Raw genomic sequence first — 15930 nt, 5'->3', positions numbered from 1 at the left:
CACAGAGCAGACCCCGACCCGGAGCGCACAGCAGCCGCCGACTCCGTGCACACGGCAGAAGCCGACCCCGTGGGAGAACGTGAGTCCACGGGGCCGGCGGCTGAGGGGGATCGTGTCGATCACTGCAATGGGATCAGTCGAGTATCAGTCTCACTTCTTGAAGCCGATGCTCGTCCAGTCCGGGGTCTCGAGCTGACGCGGCCCGAGGTTCATGACGTCGTCCTTGACGCCCCAGACGTAGGGGGTCGGGTAGAGCGGGATCAGAGGCTTGAGCTTGAGCACCTCGGCATCGCCTTCGTTCGCCAGCTTCTTGGACTCCGCGGGGTCGAGTGTCTCCGTCGCGGCCTCGAACTTCTCTCCGATCGCATCGCTGGAGATCTTCGAGTGGTTCTGCTCCGAATCGGCCGGGTAGAACAGGTTCGACCCCGATGAGATCGGGAAGGCCGTGCCCTCCCAGGTGAAGGTGGCCATGTCGAAGTTGCCGTTGAGCACGTGATCGGCGAAGTACGCGGCGACCGGCACTGTTTCGAGCTTGATCTTGAAGCCGATCTCGTTGAGGTCCTTCATCACCTGTTCGGCGCGCTGGGCGTTCGACGCGGTGTCGGCGGGAACGACGATGTTGAACGTGAGCTTCTCGCCGTCCTTCTCACGGACGCCGTCGTCTCCTTCGGTCCAGCCGGCGTCGTCGAGGATCTTCTTCGCGGCTTCCGGATCGAAGTCCAGGCTGCCGTTCGTATTGTCCTGATAGCCGTCCTGGCCCGGCATGAAGGTGACGTTGTTGACCAATGTCACGGGTGCCTCGACGGGGCCGATGGCAGCCTGGGCGATGGCCTCACGGTTGATCGCGTGGCCGATTGCGTCGCGGACCTCCTGCTCGGCCAGAGCGCCCTTCTCCGCATTCATCGTCAGATGCGTCCACTGCATGCCCTGCGATTTGTAGATCTTGCCGTCCTCGCGCTGTCCGGCCGTCTCGTACGAATCGCCGTCGGTGCCGATATCGACGAGGTCGATCTCCTTGTTCGCATAGGCCTGAGCCTGCTGGGCCTGCGAGACGACCTTGAAGATCACCTTGTCCAGCCTCGGCTCCTGACCCCACCACTTGTCATTCTGGACCATCGTGATGACGCCGGCCTTGTTGTCGACGGACTCGGCCTTGAACGGGCCGTTCGAGGGCAGGACGTCCTTGACGTAGTCCTTGTTGAATGCCTCGGCGTCTTCTGCGATCTCGTTCGGGACGAATGCGCCGATGTAGTTCGGCCAGTCGATGTTCGGGGTCTTGAACGTCACATTGAGGTCGTACTCGTCCTCACCGGATTCGATGCTCTCGATGTCCTCGTACCCTTTGGTCGAGGCGACCTCGAACTCCTCGTTCTCACCGTTCTGCGTCTGCCAGAAGGCCTTGTAGTCTTCGACGTCGATCGGGGTGCCGTCCTCCCAGACGGCGTCCTTGTTGAGCTTGACGTTGATGACGAGGGGGTCCTCGCTGGCGATCTCGACGCTCTCGGCGTAGTTCTCGTCGACTTCCCAGGTGCCGTCGGCCTTGATCTTGATAGGACCGCCCAGAGACGTGCCGTAGAGGTTGTTGTTGTCCACGTGCGCGCCATCGGCGTGGTAGTAGTTGAGGCTGGTCGGGATCTCCGTCATGGGATACGTGAGGGTTCCGCCGTCGTCGATCTCGTCGTAGTCGGCCTTCTGGTAGTCGATGGACGGCAGGCCCGCGATCTCCTCGTTCGCCTTGTCGCTGTCGACCCCTTGGGAGTCCGTGTTCGCCTGCTGGCAGCCCGAGAGGGCCAATCCCAGCGCAGCGGTTGCGGCGACGACCATTGTCGCCGTGTTCCTCATCTTCATGAGTTCCTCTTTCCTGTTCTCTGTGTGGTGATCGGTGGGTGGCTTCGGTACCGTGTCCGCCCTGGCGCAACGATGCCGGGCGTGGTCAGTTCGAGTGTTCGAGTTCGCTGATCCGCTCGGAGAAGTGGCAGGCCACGAGGTTGGACGCCGCCGGTCGAGGCTGTGGGTCCTCTCGGAAGCATCTGTCCTGATCGTGCTCGGGCAGCAGAGAGTACAGCGGACATCTGGTGCGGAATCGGCATCCGGAGATCTCGTCGGTCGGACTCGGAAGGTCACCGGAGAGCAGCACCCTCTCGCGTGATCTCTCGACCGCGGGGTCGGGCACGGGGATCGCCGACATCAGTGCGCGTGTGTACGGGTGCGCCGGACTGTCGTAGAGCTCTTCGGAGGCACCGAATTCGACGATCCGGCCCAGGTACATCACCGCCACGTGATCGGCGATCTGTCTGACGACGGCCAGGTCGTGGGCGACGAAGAGATACGACAGTCCGAGCGTGTCGCGCAGATCCTCGAGCAGGTTGATGACACCCGCCTGGACGGACACGTCGAGGGCCGATACCGGCTCGTCGAGGACGAGCAGCTTCGGGTTGGTCACGAGCGCTCGGGCGATCCCGATGCGCTGACGCTGGCCGCCGGAGAACTCGTGCGGATACCGGTCCGCCATCGAGGCGTCGAGGCCGACGAGTTCGAGCATCTCCGCGACAGTGTCATTGCGCTGCCCGGTCGGAACCTTGTGGACTGTGAGGGGTTCGGCGATCACCTCGCCGACGGGCAGCCGGGGATCGATCGCGGCCATCGGGTCCTGGAACACGACCTGGACGTCCTTGCGCATGGCCAAACGATCTCGCTTGGACAGGTCGGACACATCGATTCCGTTGATGACGATCGAGCCCTTCTGCGGGGCGACCATCTCGAGGACCTCGCCGATCGTCGTCGACTTGCCGCAGCCCGACTCTCCGACGAGCCCGAGGGTCTGTCCCTCTCTGATCTCCAGGTCGATGCCATCGACTGCTCGCACGGTTCCGATCTGGCGCTTGAAGACGGCACCCTTGAGCAGAGGGAAGTGCTTCTGCAGTCCCGTCACCTCGAGGATGCGGTCGGCGTCGTCGCTCTTCGCCCGCTTCACGACCGGTTCGGGTCGCGGGAAGATGCTGCCGGCAGTCAGCTGCCCCGAAGCGATCTCACCGGCCCGGTGGCATGCCGCGGCCACTCCCGGAGTGCCGTGTCCGATGAGTTCCGGTTCGACTTCACGGCAGGTGTCGACGGCGATCGGACAGCGCGGGGCGAACGGGCACCCCGGTGCCATGTTCGACAGCGAGGGCGGTTTGCCCTCGAGGGGAACGAGTCGCTGGGTCCCGGCGGTGGCCAGGTTCGGCACGGACCGCAGGAGACCGGTCGTATAGGGCATCTGCGGGCGCTCGAAGACCTGATCCACGGGTCCGGTCTCGACCAGGCGACCGGCGTACATGACCGCGATGCGATCCGCGTTTCCCGCCACCACGCCGAGGTCGTGGGTGATGAGCACGATCGCGGCTCCGGTGATCTCGCGTGCCCTCTGCAGGACTTCGAGGATCTGGGCCTGGATCGTGACGTCGAGAGCGGTGGTCGGCTCATCGGCGATGATGAGGTCGGGATCGTTGGCGATCGCGATGGCGATCATGGCGCGCTGTCGCATTCCGCCGGAGAACTCGTGGGGGTAGGCCCTGACCCGACGTTCGGGCCCGGGGATCCCCACGATCCGCAGCAGTTCGATCGCGCGCTCGTGCGCGGCCTCCTTCGACATCATCGGATCGTGGATGATGAGCCCTTCGGAGATCTGTTCGCCGATCGTGTAGACCGGGGTCAGTGCCGACAGCGGGTCCTGGAAGACCATGGCGATGTCGGAGCCGCGCAGCTCCGACATCGCGTGATCGTCCATGTCCAGCAGCGAACGCCCGCGGTACCTGATCGATCCGTCGATTCGGGCGGTGGAGGGCAGCAGGCCCATCACCGCCATGGAGGACACGGACTTGCCGGAGCCCGATTCGCCGACGATCCCGAGGAACTCGCCGGGCATCACCTCGTAGTCGACGCCGCGGACCGCCTTCACATCGCCTTTGGGGTTCGGGAAGGTGACGTTGAGGCCCCTGACTTCGAGGATCGGCGCCTCGGCGGGCGGTTGGGACTGGTCGGTGCTGAGTGTCTCAGTCACGGTTGACTCCTGAGGTCGGATCGATGGCGTCGCGCAGCGCATCGGCCATCAGGCTGATGGCGAAGAGCATGAGGACGAGGACGCCGGCGGGAAAGACGAAGAGCCACGGACGGGTCACGGCGGCACCGGACCCTTCGGCCAGGAGCGTGCCGATGGAGACATCGGGCTTCTGGATTCCGAGGTTGAAGTAGCTCAGCGAGGTTTCGGTCAGGATCGCGGAGACCACGCCCAAGGTGGCATCGACGATGAGGATCGAGGCGACGTTCGGGATGATGTGCCGGCTCAGTATCCGTGGGGTGGAGACACCCATGTATCGCGCCGCCTTGACGAAATCACGGTCCTTGATCGCCTTCGTCTGGTTCCTCACGACCTGGGCCATGATCATCCAACCGAACAGGGCCAGGAAGACGACGATCGCCATCCACGACAGCTGGCGCAGCATCGGCGCCAGCAGGACGAGGATGAAGAACGAGGGCAGGACGAGCAGGAGATTGATGAACCATACGATGACGGTCTCGATGCGCCCGCCGAAGTACCCCGCCGTCGACCCGATGATCGCAGCCAAAATACTCGCCGCCGGTCCCGCGATGATGCCGATGAGCAGGGACTTCTGCAGACCTGCCACGGTCTGGGCGTAGATGTCCTGGCCGATGGTGTTCGTGCCGAACCAATGCTGGACGCTCGGTGCTTCGTTGAGTGCGTAGATGTCCTGGTCCGTGGGCGAGTACATGTTGATCGTGTTGCCGAACACCGCGAACAGGACGAAGAACCCCAGCATGATTCCGCCGACCCAGAAGCGCGGAGTCGATCGCAGCCGACGCCAGATCAGGGTGACACGCGATGTGGGCTTCGATCGACGGGCCACGACCTCTGTGTCCGCAGTCGTGGAGATCGGAATATCGGTCGCCATGTCAGATCCTCACTCTCGGGTCGAGGGCAGCGTAGAGGATCTCCGACAGGGTCGAGGAGATCAGCGTCAGCACTGCGATGAACAGGACGGATCCGGCGGCCGCGTTGATATCGGACTGCAGGATCGAGTTGATGGTGAATTCCCCCATTCCGTGCCAGGAGAAGACCACTTCGAGCATCGCCGATCCGGCCACGAGCGTGCCGAAGGCATAGGCGAAATAGGTCGACATCGGGATGAGCGCGACCCGAACGCCGTGTTTGACCAGGGCGGTCTTGCGCGTGCGCCCCTTCGATCTGGCCGTGCGGATGAAATCGGAGGCCAGCACGTCGAGCATGACCGAGCGCTGGTAGCGCGAATAGGTGGCGGCGCCCATCATCACCAATGCCAATGTCGGCAGCAGCATGTGCGAGAGCTGATCGGTGAACCAGGGGAAGAATCCCGGAGGTATATCCGCCGTGTATTCACCGGAGAAGCGAATGAGATTTGTGCCGATCATGCCGTTGAACGCCGTTGCGATGATCATCAGCACTACTCCGATGACGAAGGTAGGGGTGGCGATGATCAGATAGGACGCATATGTCACCGTCTGGTCAGAGGTCTTGTATTGCCGGACCGCGCCCCAAACTCCGAGGACGACTCCCAGGATGGCGCCGAGGACGGATCCGATGAGCAGAAGTTTGAGGCTGACTCCCGCACGGGCCATGATCTCGTGGAAGACCGGATTGTTGTGGACGGTCGTGCTGAAGTCCCCGTGCAGGAAGATCTTCGTCAGCCACGTCCACGTGCGCTCGAGGATCGGAACGTCCGGGTTGGTCCCATGCCCGTTGAGGATGGACTTGATCGAGGACTCGGACAAAGGCGGATTCTGTCCCCGGTACCGTGCGGCCGGATCCATGAATGCGCTGGAGGTGATGTAGGCGGTCACCGTGGCGATGAACGCCAGGATGAAATAGTTGACGAACCGGCGGAGAACGTACTTTCCCATGCCGCGACCTAAACAGCTGCGACGCGACCACTTCCGTGATTCTTCTCTGAATGATGCATCGGCCCGGGGATGAGGCTATAGATCTCTTGGCGAATTTCGAGGGTGAGACGAAGTGTCGGTTTGCGAATCATCAGCAGTCAGATTTCCTTTGCTCAAAGTACCGTCAGCCCAGCCGATTCGCCCGGAACCTCAATGAACCATCACAAACGACTGAACGTAAGTTGTACTGTATCCACGTGTGACGCTCCGCACAAAGAAGCTTGCTCATTTTCCTCGGCGACACCGGCTGCTTCCCCAGAATTCCGCGCGACACGCCGCAGTTACATTTCGGTAACAACGAACGCTGTTTCGGTTCTGCGGCCCCTATGACACCACCCCGTACGAGCGATCGCTCACCGACGACGTGATTCGGACACACACGAAAGACCTCGGGCACGAACGAAATGCTTCGCGCACACTAGAAACGACGGGCACACACGGACCGAGGCGGTGCGAACATCGGTTCGCACCGCCTCGGCGATGGATCGCTGTTCCACCCTGCGGTGGATCGGCTCCTGTCTGTTCAGGGCAGCGAAAGGTGACTGCTCAGAGGCAGACGACTCAGAGGCAGACGGCTCCGGTGGAGGCCGACCGCACGAGCTTCGCGTACTTTCCGAGCACGCCGGTCAGCCGGTGATTCTCCGGCAGCGTCCAGGTCTTGCGGCGCTCGGCGAGGACATCCTCGTCGACGTGGAGCTCGATCGAACGCGCAGCGATGTCGACGGTGATCTCGTCGCCGTCCTCGATGAATGCGATGGGCCCGCCGTCGACGGCCTCGGGAGCGACGTGACCGATGCACAGTCCGGTGGATCCGCCCGAGAACCGGCCGTCGGTGATGAGCAGGACATCCTTGCCGATGCCCGCGCCCTTGATCGCGCCGGTGATGGCGAGCATCTCACGCATGCCCGGGCCGCCCTTGGGTCCTTCGTAGCGGATGACGACGACGTCGCCCTTCTTCAGCTCCCCGTTCAGGACAGCGTCCATGGCCGGCTGCTCTCGGTCGAAGACGCGTGCGGTGCCTTCGAAGACATCGGCGTCGAAGCCGGCCGACTTCACGACCGCGCCCTCGGGAGCCATCGACCCCTTGAGCACGGTGAGTCCGCCGGTGGCGTGGATCGGGTTGCTCAGCTCACGCAGGATCTTTCCGTCGGGGTCCGGCGGATTGATCTTCTCGAGGTTCTCCGCCACAGTCTTGCCGGTCACGGTCATGCAGTCGCCGTTGAGCAGGCCGGCATCGAGCAGGGCCTTCATCATCACCGGCACGCCGCCGATCTTGAACACGTCGTTCATCACATACTGCCCGAAGGGCTTGACGTTGCCCAGGTGCGGGACCTTGTCGCCGATCCGGTTGAAGTCGTCGAGTCGCAGATCGACATTCGCTTCGTGCGCGATCGCCAGGAGGTGGAGCACCGCATTGGTCGAGCCGCCGAAGGCCATGACCACGGCGATCGCGTTGTGCAGCGATTCGCGGGTGATGATGTCCCTGGCGGTGATTCCCTGGCGCAGCAGGTTGACCACGGCATCGCCGGACTGGCGTGCGAAGAGCGTGCGGTTGCGGTGGATGGCCGGAGGCGCGGCCGAGCCCGGCAGGGACATGCCCATCGCCTCCGCGGCCGAGGCCATCGTGTTCGCGGTGTACATGCCTCCGCATGCGCCTTCGCCGGGGCAGACGGCGCGTTCGATGGCGTCGACGTCATCGCGGGTGATGGTGCCAGCGCGGCAGGCTCCGACCGCTTCGAAGGCGTCGATGAGCGTGACTTCCTTCTCGCTGCCGTCGGACATCTTCGCGGTGCCCGGCATGATCGAGCCGTTGTAGAGGAAGACACTGGAGAGGCCGAGGCGGGCGGAGGCCATGAGCATGCCCGGGATCGACTTGTCGCAGCCGGCCATGAGGATCGATCCGTCGAGACGCTCGGCGCTCATCACGGTTTCGACGGAGTCGGTGATGACTTCGCGGGAGACCAGCGAGTAGTGCATGCCTTCGTGGCCCATGGAGATTCCGTCGGAGACGGAGATCGTGCCGAACTCCAGCGGGAAGCCGCCTGCTCCGTGGACGCCTTCCTTGGCGGCCCCGGCCAGTCGCTGCAGCGACAGGTTGCAGGGAGTGATCTCGTTCCAGGAGGAGGCGACGGCGATCTGCGGTTTGCTCCAGTCGTCATCGCCCATGCCGACGGCCCGCAGCATTCCACGGGAAGCGGTGCTCTCAAGCCCGTCCGTGACATCGCGAGAGCGAGGCTTGATGTCCGGATTGGTGGTGTCTGTATCAATGCTCATGCAGGCACTCTACGCCTGAGTCCACGATGCGCCGGCCAAGTTCTCGCATGTTGGAACTTGATTTGAGCAGTTCCTCGGAAGCTGCCGCGCGCCAGTCGTCGGCAACTGCCGCGCTCCTGTCGTCGGAAGCTGCCGCGCTCAGTCCGTCGAGACGAGGTTGAGCGGCTGCTCGCCGTCGTTGAGTCGGCGGACCTGCTCGGCCAGGACCTGCACCACCCGCGGTTCGAACGCCGAGGTGTCTCCTCCCTCATGTGGGGTGATGAGGGTGTTGGGAGTCCCCCACAGCGGGTGGTTCTCCGGCAGGGGTTCGGGATCCATGACGTCGAGGGCGGCGTGCAGGCGACCGCTGCTCAGCTCAGCCACGAGCGCGTCGGTGTCGACGACCTTTCCCCGGGCGACATTGACGATGAGTGCGTTGTCGGGCAGAGCGGCGAGGAAGTCCTTGTCGACGAGCTTGTTCGTCGATTCGGTCAGGGGCGTGATGAGCACGACCACCTCGGTGTGGGGAAGCAGCTTCGGCAGTTCGCCGACACCGTGGATCCGGCCCCGATCGTCTTCACGTGCGGTCGTGGCCACCCGCGTGAGGTCGACCTCGAAGGGCTCGAAACGATCGGCGATCGCTGACCCGATCTCTCCGGCGCCGATGATCATGACGCGGCGGTCCTGCAGGGAGCGGTTGCGCTTGTGGTTCCAGATCCTCGCGCTCTGCGCGCGAACGGCGTCGTCGATGCCGCGCAGGCTCGCCAGGGTCAGAGCCAGGGCAAGCTCCGCCGTTCCGCCGGTGTGCACGCCCGAGGCCGTGGCCACCTCGATGCCGCGCTCGGGCAGATGCGCGACGGGATCGTAGCCGGTGGTCTGGGTGATCACCAGACCCAGGTTCGGCAGCTCGTCGAGGAGCTCGATGGTCGGTCCCGAGTCGAGATACGGGAGCACGACGACGTCGACGTCGTCTCGGCTGAGCTTGGTCGACTTATCGGCATCCGAGTAGACGACCAGATCGACGTTGGCGCGCTGATGCGCCGGAATCCGGGCGATGACGCGGTTGCGGAGTTCAGAGTCCGGGAAGGCAATGGTCTTGATCGACATAGTCACATTGTCACACGAACGGGCTCACTCCGGCAGCGCCCTGTCGATTCGGGCGAAGACCCTCTCGATGACCGCGAGCTCTTCGTCGTCGACATGGGAGAGGAAGACGTCTTCGATGTTCTCCCGGTGCTGACGTCCCGCGTCGAGGAAGGCCTGGGCACCCGCTTCGGTGAGGTCGACGTTGTGTGCCCGCTTGTCCTCCGCACATTCCGTCTTCGTCACCAGGCCGGCGTCTTCGAGTACCTTGATCCGGTAGTTGAGCCGTGACGGTGAGAACACGAGTCTCTTCGCCAGGACGCTCATCGTCAGCGTATGGGTCGGCTCCTCCCACAGCAGCAGCAGCGTGTTGTAGTCGCTGACGGTCAGGCCCGCCCGGTCCTTGAGATTGCCCTCGAGGTTCTGTCGGATGCGCTGCGAGGTCTCGAAGTACAGCCGCCACGACCTCTGCGCGAGCGCGTCACGATCGCGGCCGAGTTTGATCTCGACCATGGTCATCCCTCGAGCAGCTGGGCGAACGGAGTGATGAGCTCGGGGTTGAACTCATCGTCGACGCTCGGGCTCCGCCGCGTAGTGGGACGGCCGAATTCGCCGGTCGTCTCGGCGCTGGTCGCCTCGGTGCTGGTCGCCTCGGTGCCCGACGAGGGAGCACCACCCGGGGCGGTGCCTGCATTCGCGCCGGCACCGCTCAGGCTCGTCGCCAGGCCGATCAGCTCAGCGCTGGCCTGGCCGACCCGTGCATTGAGCGCACGGCCGCCCTCGACGCTGCCCCAGTCGTCGGTCGCGGCGAAGACCGTGGTCGGCACGACGATGCCCTTCAGGTAGGACAGCATCGGACGCAGGACGGTCTCGGCTGCCAGCGAGTGCCGCGGTGTGCCGCCGGTGGAGCCGATGAGCACCGGCTTGTTCGCCAGTGCCTTTTCGTCGATGAGCTGCCAGAACAGGGTGTGCAGGCCCACCGGTGCGACCTTGTACACGGGTGCGACGGTGACGATCACATCCGCCTCTGCGAGCGTGGCGAATGTCGCTTCGAGGTTCTCCGAACGGAACCCGGTCAGGGCCATATCGGTGAGGTCCGAGCCCAGGTTCCGCACGTTCACGTGATCGGTCTCCATGCTCAGACCCGCATCTTCTGCCGCCGAGGTGGCCGCCGCGATGATCTTGTTCGACAGTTTCAGTGTGGTCGAGTCCTCGCTCAGCGAGGTTGTGATGCTGAGAATGCGCATCATCGATCAGCTCCTTGGGTGTCGTTCTGCTCTGCGGCCCGGGCCTGACGGTCGGCGTAGGCACGCGATCCTTCTCCGCCTCCCGGGATGGGGTCTCGGCCTTCGCGGTGACGGACGACGAGCGATTCGTGTGTCGGGGCGTCGGGCACATCGGCCGGGCGGTCCTTCGCGAATTCCTTGCGCAGGACGGGCACGACTTCCTCGCCGAGGAGGTCGAGCTGTTCCAGCACGGTCTTCTGGGGCAGTCCGGCATGGTCGATGAGGAAGAGCTGGCGCTGGTAGTCGCCGGCCCAATCGCGGAAACTCAGGGTGCGTTCGATGACCTGCTGAGGCGAGCCGACGGTCAGCGGTGTCTGGGTCGAGAAGTCCTCGAGGCTGGGGCCGTGGCCGTAGACCGGTGCGTTGTCGAAGTACGGCCGGAACTCGTTGACGGCGTCCTGCGAGTTCTTGCGCATGAACACCTGCCCGCCGAGTCCGACGATCGCCTGGTGGGCTGCCCCGTGTCCGTAGTACTCGTAGCGCTGACGGTAGAGCTGGACCATGCGCGCGGTGTGCGACATCGGCCAGAAGATGTTGTTGTGGAAGAATCCGTCACCGTAGTAGGCGGCCTGCTCGGCGATTTCAGGGCTGCGGATCGAACCGTGCCACACGAAGGGCGGGACATCGTCGAGTGGTGTCGGTGTGACGGTGAACCCGTTGAGGGGTGTGCGGAACTTGCCCTCCCAGTCGATGTTCTTCTCGCGCCAGAGGCGGTGGAGCAGGTTGTAGTTCTCGACCGCCAGCGGAATGCCCGAGCGGATGTCCTTGCCGAACCAGGGGTAGACGGGGCCGGTGTTGCCGCGGCCCATGATCAGGCTGATCCGCCCGTCGGAGAGGTGCTGCGCATAGGAGTAGTCCTCGGCGATGCGCACCGGGTCGGTGGTGGTGATCAGGGTCGTCGCCGTCGACATGCGCAGAGTCTCGGTCTGTGCCGCGATGTTCGAGAGCAGGACCGGCGGATTCGCCGGGGCGACGAACGGCGGGTTGTGGTGCTGGCCCGTGGCGAAGACGTCGAGACCGACCTCTTCGGCCTTCTTGGCGATCTCGACCGTGTTCTTGATCCGCTGGTGCTCAGACACCGTGGTGCCATTGGTGGGATCGGTGGTGACGTCTCCAATGGTGAAGATTCCCAATTCCATGTCTGCTCCTTCTGCTCGCCGTTCGCGAACCTCCATCGAACCGAATTGCTTCAGTTTTGAAGTATCTAGTTGAAAGTTTAACAGAGAGTGGTGCGAAAGTATTCCCGGGAGTCCGGACACAGCAATCGCCGGGCCTTGCCAGTCGACATCCTCGAGGGTGTCGGCTGGCAAGGCCCGGCGAGAGGCGGCCCGTCCGAGGTGGAGCGAGGCCGTCCGCTCAGGTTCCGGCAGCGGAGCTGCTCAGATCCAGATGGCAGGATCGATCAGGTCGAAGTCGGCGTCCTTGGTCCGTTTGCCGTCGTATGCCTCCGGTCCGTCCGCCTCGGGGCTGGTGGGCTTCTTGTAGGGCCTGACTTTGGCGGGAATTCCTACGGCGCTCGAGTCCGCGGCGACATGCTTGACGACGACCGCATTCGCCCCGACCGAGGAGTTGTCGCCGACGACGACCGGCCCGAGGATCTTCGCGCCGGCCCCGACGAGCACATGATTGCCGATGGTCGGGTGCCGCTTCGCCTGCTCCATCGACGTGCCGCCCAGGGTGACCTGGTGATAGAGCATGACGTCGTCGCCGATCTCCGAGGTCTCGCCGATGACGACTCCGTTGGCGTGGTCGATGAAGAAGCGCCGTCCGATCGTCGCACCGGGATGGATTTCGACACCCGTCAGGGTTCGCACGGCCTGGGACATCAGCCGGGCCGGGACCTTGGCGGAGTCGTTCTGCCACAGTCGGTGCAGGCCGCGGTGGGCCCAGATCGCGTGCATACCCGGGTAGGAGACCAACGAGACGAAGTCATTCCTCGCAGCCGGGTCGCGTCTGCGAACGGTATCGAGGTCCTCACGCAGGGTTGCGCGCACCCCCGGTCGGCTCAGCCCATAGGCTGCCACCCCGATCGCCGCGGCCGCCGCCGTCCACAGTGCCTTCATCTCAACAGTCCTTCGTGCTCGTGCTGGTGTCCATGTTCGTGTTCATCGGCCGACAATGCCGCGAGGGCGCCAAACCTATGCTTGACGCCCTCACCGCAGAGCTGGCAGCCGCCTTCGGCAGTGCGCAGTCGAATGTGCTCTGCTCAGTCCATGTACTCGGCGAACAGCGGAGTCGACAGGTAGCGCTCACCGAAGTCGGGCAGGACGACCACGATGCGCTTGCCGGCGTTCTCAGGGCGGGCGCCCAGCTGCTCGGCGGCGATGAGTGCGGCACCGGAGGAGATTCCGACGAGCAGACCCTCTTCCTTCGCGACCTCGCGGGCGCGGGTGAAGGATTCGTCGTTCTCGATGGTGACGACCTCATCGTAGATCTTGGTGTCGAGGACACCGGGGACGAAGTTCGCTCCGAGTCCCTGGATCGTGTGCGGGCCGGCGTCTCCACCTGAGAGCAGCGGGGATGCGGCGGGCTCGACGGCGACGATCTTGACGTCCGGGTTGGCCTCACGCAGAGCGGCTCCTGCCCCCGTGATGGTTCCTCCGGTGCCGATTCCGGAGACGAAGATGTCGACCTTGCCGTCGGTGTCTTCGAGGATCTCCGGCCCGGTGGTGCTGCGGTGGATGTCGGCATTGGCCTGATTCTCGAACTGGCGAACGAGGACTGCGCCTTCCGCTGCGAGTTCCTCGGCCCTGTCGACGGCGCCCTTCATGCCCTGGGCCTTGTCGGTGAGGACGAGCTCGGCACCGAAGGCGCGCAGCAGCGCGCGGCGTTCCTTCGACATGGACTCCGGCATGGTCAGCACGACCTTGTATCCGCGGGAGGTGCCGATCATCGCCAGGGCGATGCCGGTGTTGCCGGACGTCGCCTCGACGATCGTCCCGCCCGGCTTGAGCTCACCCGAGGCCTCGGCCGCGTCGATCATTGCGACACCGATGCGGTCCTTGACCGAATTCGCGGGATTGTAGGATTCGAGCTTGGCGACGATCTCTGCGCCCGAGCGCTCACTGGCCTTGTTCACGCGGATGAGTGGGGTGCGACCGACCAAGTCGGAGACATTGTTGAAGATGGTCAAGACATGTCCTTTCAAGCTTGTTGTTCGCCCGATGCGGGGGTGTGACGAAACCGTCACGCAACCACCAGCCAAAGGCTTCAGCTGCTGATCTCGTCTCGTGGATCGAGACGGCTCATGACCATCATAACCACGCGGCATTCGAGGTTGTTCCCACGGTGGTTGCTCAACAATCGATGTTCGCTGCCGGCGAAATAGAATGCGCAACTGACTGACGCCCGACGAAGCACCCGCATTTCACAGTGGCCGCAGGCGTGAGAACTGGGCGAACCGCTGAACAATCACTGCTTGCCAACTGCATACGGCTCTGCTCCGGGACATCGCCACCGCTTTGGGACCACCGCAGGAACGACCCCGATCTGAGACGTCGAGGCGACCGCGCACTGAGACGCCGAGGCAGCGGCCCCCACGACGCCGAGGCGCCTGTGCCCTGGATGATCGCCGTGTCGAAAGCCGATAGGATCGTCCCCATGCCCATTCATCCCATCGCCATCTACGGCGAGCCTGTGCTGCATCGTCGTGCAGAGAAGATCACCGAATTCGACGACGAGCTCACCACCTTGGTCGCCGACATGCATGAGACCCTCGACGCCAGCAATGGGGTCGGTCTGGCCGCTCCTCAGATCGGGGTAGGAAAACGCATCTTCGTCTACAACGCCGACGACGAGGGAGTTCGACGACGCGGTGTCTTCATCAATCCGCTGCTCATCGCCTCGAAGGTCCCCGACACCCGCCCGGACCCCGACGATGAGACCGAAGGCTGTCTCTCGGTGCCGAGCCTCGACTTTCCGCTCAAACGCGCCGACCGTGTCACTGTCAACGGCGTCGACGAGACAGGTCAGTCGGTGTCGCTGACTGCCGAGGGCTGGTTCGCCCGTATCATGCAGCACGAATACGATCACCTGCAGGGCACGCTCTACGTCGATCGCCTCGACCGACGCTGGGCGAAGAAATGGAAGAAGGAACAGATCGCCAACGGCTATGACGTTCCGGGCCGCTCCTGGATGCCGGGGGTCGATCCCGACCCCTTCGGTCACTGATTCGGACAATCGGTCCCGGTTTGCGGACTCAGTCCGTTTCAGACTCAGTCAGTTTCGGGCTCAGTCAGTTTCAGACTCAATCCGAGGGGCGATCGTCCTTCTGCCGCGACGGCGCGGATGAAGGCGTGGGCTCCAACTCGTCGAGCGTTTCCTGCGCCGCTGCCAGACGCGAGTCGAAATCGTCGAAGTCATCGGCGGTCTGTTCGAGCTCGGCGACGAGGCCGGAGATGACCGATGATTGAGACTCCGCATCGATCCGCAGCTCCCTGAACTGCCAGTCGGCAGAGTCATCGGCTGCCGTCCGTGACAGGACATCGAGGACGCGGTCGCCGAGCTCACGGGAGCGTTCGGAGTTGTGCAGAAGCATGAGCTGCTGGTCGAGTTCGGTGAGACGCTCGTAGTACTCGTGCATGGACAGCACCCGATCGGCCATCGAGGTGAAGGCCAGGGCGAGCTTCGACAGATACGTCTCGACCGACTTCTCGGTTCCCGCGTCCCTGATGCTCTCGATCTCCTCACGCAGTTTCACCAACTCGGTGAGCCGTACGCCGATCGAGGCGACTGCGTGGTCGAGGTCGACGCGTGAGACGTGATCGCGCAGGATCGGGTGGGTCCAGGCACGTGTGCGCACGATCTTTCGCGCAATCGTCACAGCCAGGTGGAACAGGCGCTGTTCGTCGGTGTCGCGTCCTTCCTTGCGGCCGGGAAGGAAACCGAGGGCAACGGGCGTGATCCATTGCGCCTGACCGACCTTCCGGCGGTTCTTCCGACTCAGCCGTTTGGGATCACGCAGATACTTCGGTCCGGTCACGGCGGCGAAGACACCCGTACCGACGGCGGTGACCCCTCCGAATGCGCCGAAGGTCAGTGCCGCATCGGCGAAGCCCGACAGCAGCGCCAGGCCGCCCGGAGCGGCGAAGCCCGCGGTGACGGCGGCTCCGGCTCCCGTGCCGCCCTTGAACAGCACACTGGAGCGGAAGAAGTTCCGACGCATTCCCCCGGTGAGCATGATCGCGCTCGGGGCACCGGCCGTGTAGCGGTAGCCTCTGGCGTTCCACGCTCTGATGACGCCCTGATTGACGCTTTCGGGCACGAGGACCCGGTAGATCGGGATCGACTTCCCACATTCGGACTTCCACAACGACTTCCACGACTGGGACACCGC

At 64.0% G+C, this 15930-nt stretch carries 13 protein-coding genes; 1 reads left to right on the top strand and 12 read right to left on the bottom strand.

Features of this window, described 5'->3' with window-relative positions; all coding sequences use genetic code 11:
• Positions 1–150 precede the first annotated feature (150 nt).
• From BKA07_RS09115 to cysK, 11 genes are all read right to left on the bottom strand, one after another.
• Positions 151–1848 (bottom strand): ABC transporter family substrate-binding protein, encoded by a 1698-nt coding sequence (locus BKA07_RS09115; protein WP_167950626.1) that lies wholly within the window; start codon positions 1846–1848, stop codon positions 151–153.
• Positions 1849–1933: 85 nt separating this feature from the next.
• Positions 1934–4039 (bottom strand): dipeptide ABC transporter ATP-binding protein, encoded by a 2106-nt coding sequence (locus BKA07_RS09110; protein WP_167950625.1) that lies wholly within the window; start codon positions 4037–4039, stop codon positions 1934–1936.
• Positions 4032–4949 (bottom strand): ABC transporter permease, encoded by a 918-nt coding sequence (locus tag BKA07_RS09105; protein ID WP_167950624.1) that lies wholly within the window; start codon positions 4947–4949, stop codon positions 4032–4034. The genes BKA07_RS09110 and BKA07_RS09105 overlap by 8 nt, the downstream gene beginning before the upstream one ends.
• A gap of 1 nt (position 4950) precedes the next feature.
• On the bottom strand, positions 4951–5934 hold the full coding sequence (locus BKA07_RS09100; protein ID WP_167950623.1) for an ABC transporter permease: 984 nt from the start codon (positions 5932–5934) through the stop codon (positions 4951–4953).
• Positions 5935–6534: 600 nt separating this feature from the next.
• On the bottom strand, positions 6535–8247 hold the full coding sequence (gene ilvD, locus BKA07_RS09095) for a dihydroxy-acid dehydratase (protein WP_167950622.1): 1713 nt from the start codon (positions 8245–8247) through the stop codon (positions 6535–6537).
• 138 nt (positions 8248–8385) lie between these two features.
• Positions 8386–9333, bottom strand: a complete 948-nt coding sequence (locus BKA07_RS09090; RefSeq protein ID WP_167950621.1) for a 2-hydroxyacid dehydrogenase — start codon at positions 9331–9333, stop codon at positions 8386–8388.
• 24 nt (positions 9334–9357) lie between these two features.
• Entirely contained in the window at positions 9358–9822 is a 465-nt protein-coding gene (locus tag BKA07_RS09085) for a MarR family winged helix-turn-helix transcriptional regulator (RefSeq protein ID WP_167950620.1), read from the bottom strand.
• Positions 9823–9824: 2 nt separating this feature from the next.
• Positions 9825–10559, bottom strand: coding sequence for an NAD(P)H-dependent oxidoreductase (locus tag BKA07_RS09080; protein ID WP_245161897.1), 735 nt, complete (start codon positions 10557–10559; stop codon positions 9825–9827).
• Complete coding sequence (locus BKA07_RS09075) at positions 10556–11734, bottom strand: LLM class flavin-dependent oxidoreductase (protein ID WP_167950619.1); 1179 nt, start codon at positions 11732–11734, stop codon at positions 10556–10558. The genes BKA07_RS09080 and BKA07_RS09075 overlap by 4 nt, the downstream gene beginning before the upstream one ends.
• A 240-nt stretch (positions 11735–11974) precedes the next feature.
• Positions 11975–12658, bottom strand: coding sequence for a serine O-acetyltransferase EpsC (epsC, locus tag BKA07_RS09070; protein WP_167950618.1), 684 nt, complete (start codon positions 12656–12658; stop codon positions 11975–11977).
• Between the two features lie 143 nt (positions 12659–12801).
• A complete protein-coding gene (gene cysK / locus BKA07_RS09065) occupies positions 12802–13728 on the bottom strand; it encodes a cysteine synthase A (protein WP_209043917.1) in 927 nt (308 codons plus the stop codon).
• Between the two features lie 467 nt (positions 13729–14195).
• Between cysK and def the strand changes: the two genes are divergently transcribed.
• Positions 14196–14765 carry a peptide deformylase gene (gene def, locus BKA07_RS09060; protein ID WP_167950616.1) on the top strand — a complete coding sequence of 190 codons (570 nt, stop codon included), beginning with the start codon at positions 14196–14198 and terminating at the stop codon, positions 14763–14765.
• 76 nt (positions 14766–14841) lie between these two features.
• On the opposite strand, the gene BKA07_RS09055 is transcribed toward def, so the two are convergent.
• Complete coding sequence (locus BKA07_RS09055; protein ID WP_167950615.1) at positions 14842–15927, bottom strand: hypothetical protein; 1086 nt, start codon at positions 15925–15927, stop codon at positions 14842–14844.
• Positions 15928–15930: the final 3 nt, after the last annotated feature.

Source organism: Brevibacterium marinum (genome assembly GCF_011927955.1).
GTDB classification, from domain to species: Bacteria; Actinomycetota; Actinomycetes; order Actinomycetales; family Brevibacteriaceae; genus Brevibacterium; species Brevibacterium marinum.
This window is presented reverse-complemented; position numbering and strand designations above follow the sequence as displayed.

What these genes read in the sequence shown, in the direction of transcription:
- BKA07_RS09115 (WP_167950626.1), bottom strand. Translation starts at nt 1,848, where the DNA reads ATGAAGATGAGGAACACGGCGACAATGGTCGTCGCCGCAACCGCTGCG.
- BKA07_RS09100 (WP_167950623.1), bottom strand. Translation starts at nt 5,934, where the DNA reads ATGGGAAAGTACGTTCTCCGCCGGTTCGTCAACTATTTCATCCTGGCG.
- BKA07_RS09090 (WP_167950621.1), bottom strand. Translation starts at nt 9,333, where the DNA reads ATGTCGATCAAGACCATTGCCTTCCCGGACTCTGAACTCCGCAACCGC.
- BKA07_RS09105 (WP_167950624.1), bottom strand. Translation starts at nt 4,949, where the DNA reads ATGGCGACCGATATTCCGATCTCCACGACTGCGGACACAGAGGTCGTG.
- ilvD (WP_167950622.1), bottom strand. Translation starts at nt 8,247, where the DNA reads ATGAGCATTGATACAGACACCACCAATCCGGACATCAAGCCTCGCTCT.
- BKA07_RS09075 (WP_167950619.1), bottom strand. Translation starts at nt 11,734, where the DNA reads ATGGAATTGGGAATCTTCACCATTGGAGACGTCACCACCGATCCCACC.
- epsC (WP_167950618.1), bottom strand. Translation starts at nt 12,658, where the DNA reads ATGAAGGCACTGTGGACGGCGGCGGCCGCGGCGATCGGGGTGGCAGCC.
- BKA07_RS09085 (WP_167950620.1), bottom strand. Translation starts at nt 9,822, where the DNA reads ATGGTCGAGATCAAACTCGGCCGCGATCGTGACGCGCTCGCGCAGAGG.
- def (WP_167950616.1), top strand. Translation starts at nt 14,196, where the DNA reads ATGCCCATTCATCCCATCGCCATCTACGGCGAGCCTGTGCTGCATCGT.
- BKA07_RS09080 (WP_245161897.1), bottom strand. Translation starts at nt 10,559, where the DNA reads ATGATGCGCATTCTCAGCATCACAACCTCGCTGAGCGAGGACTCGACC.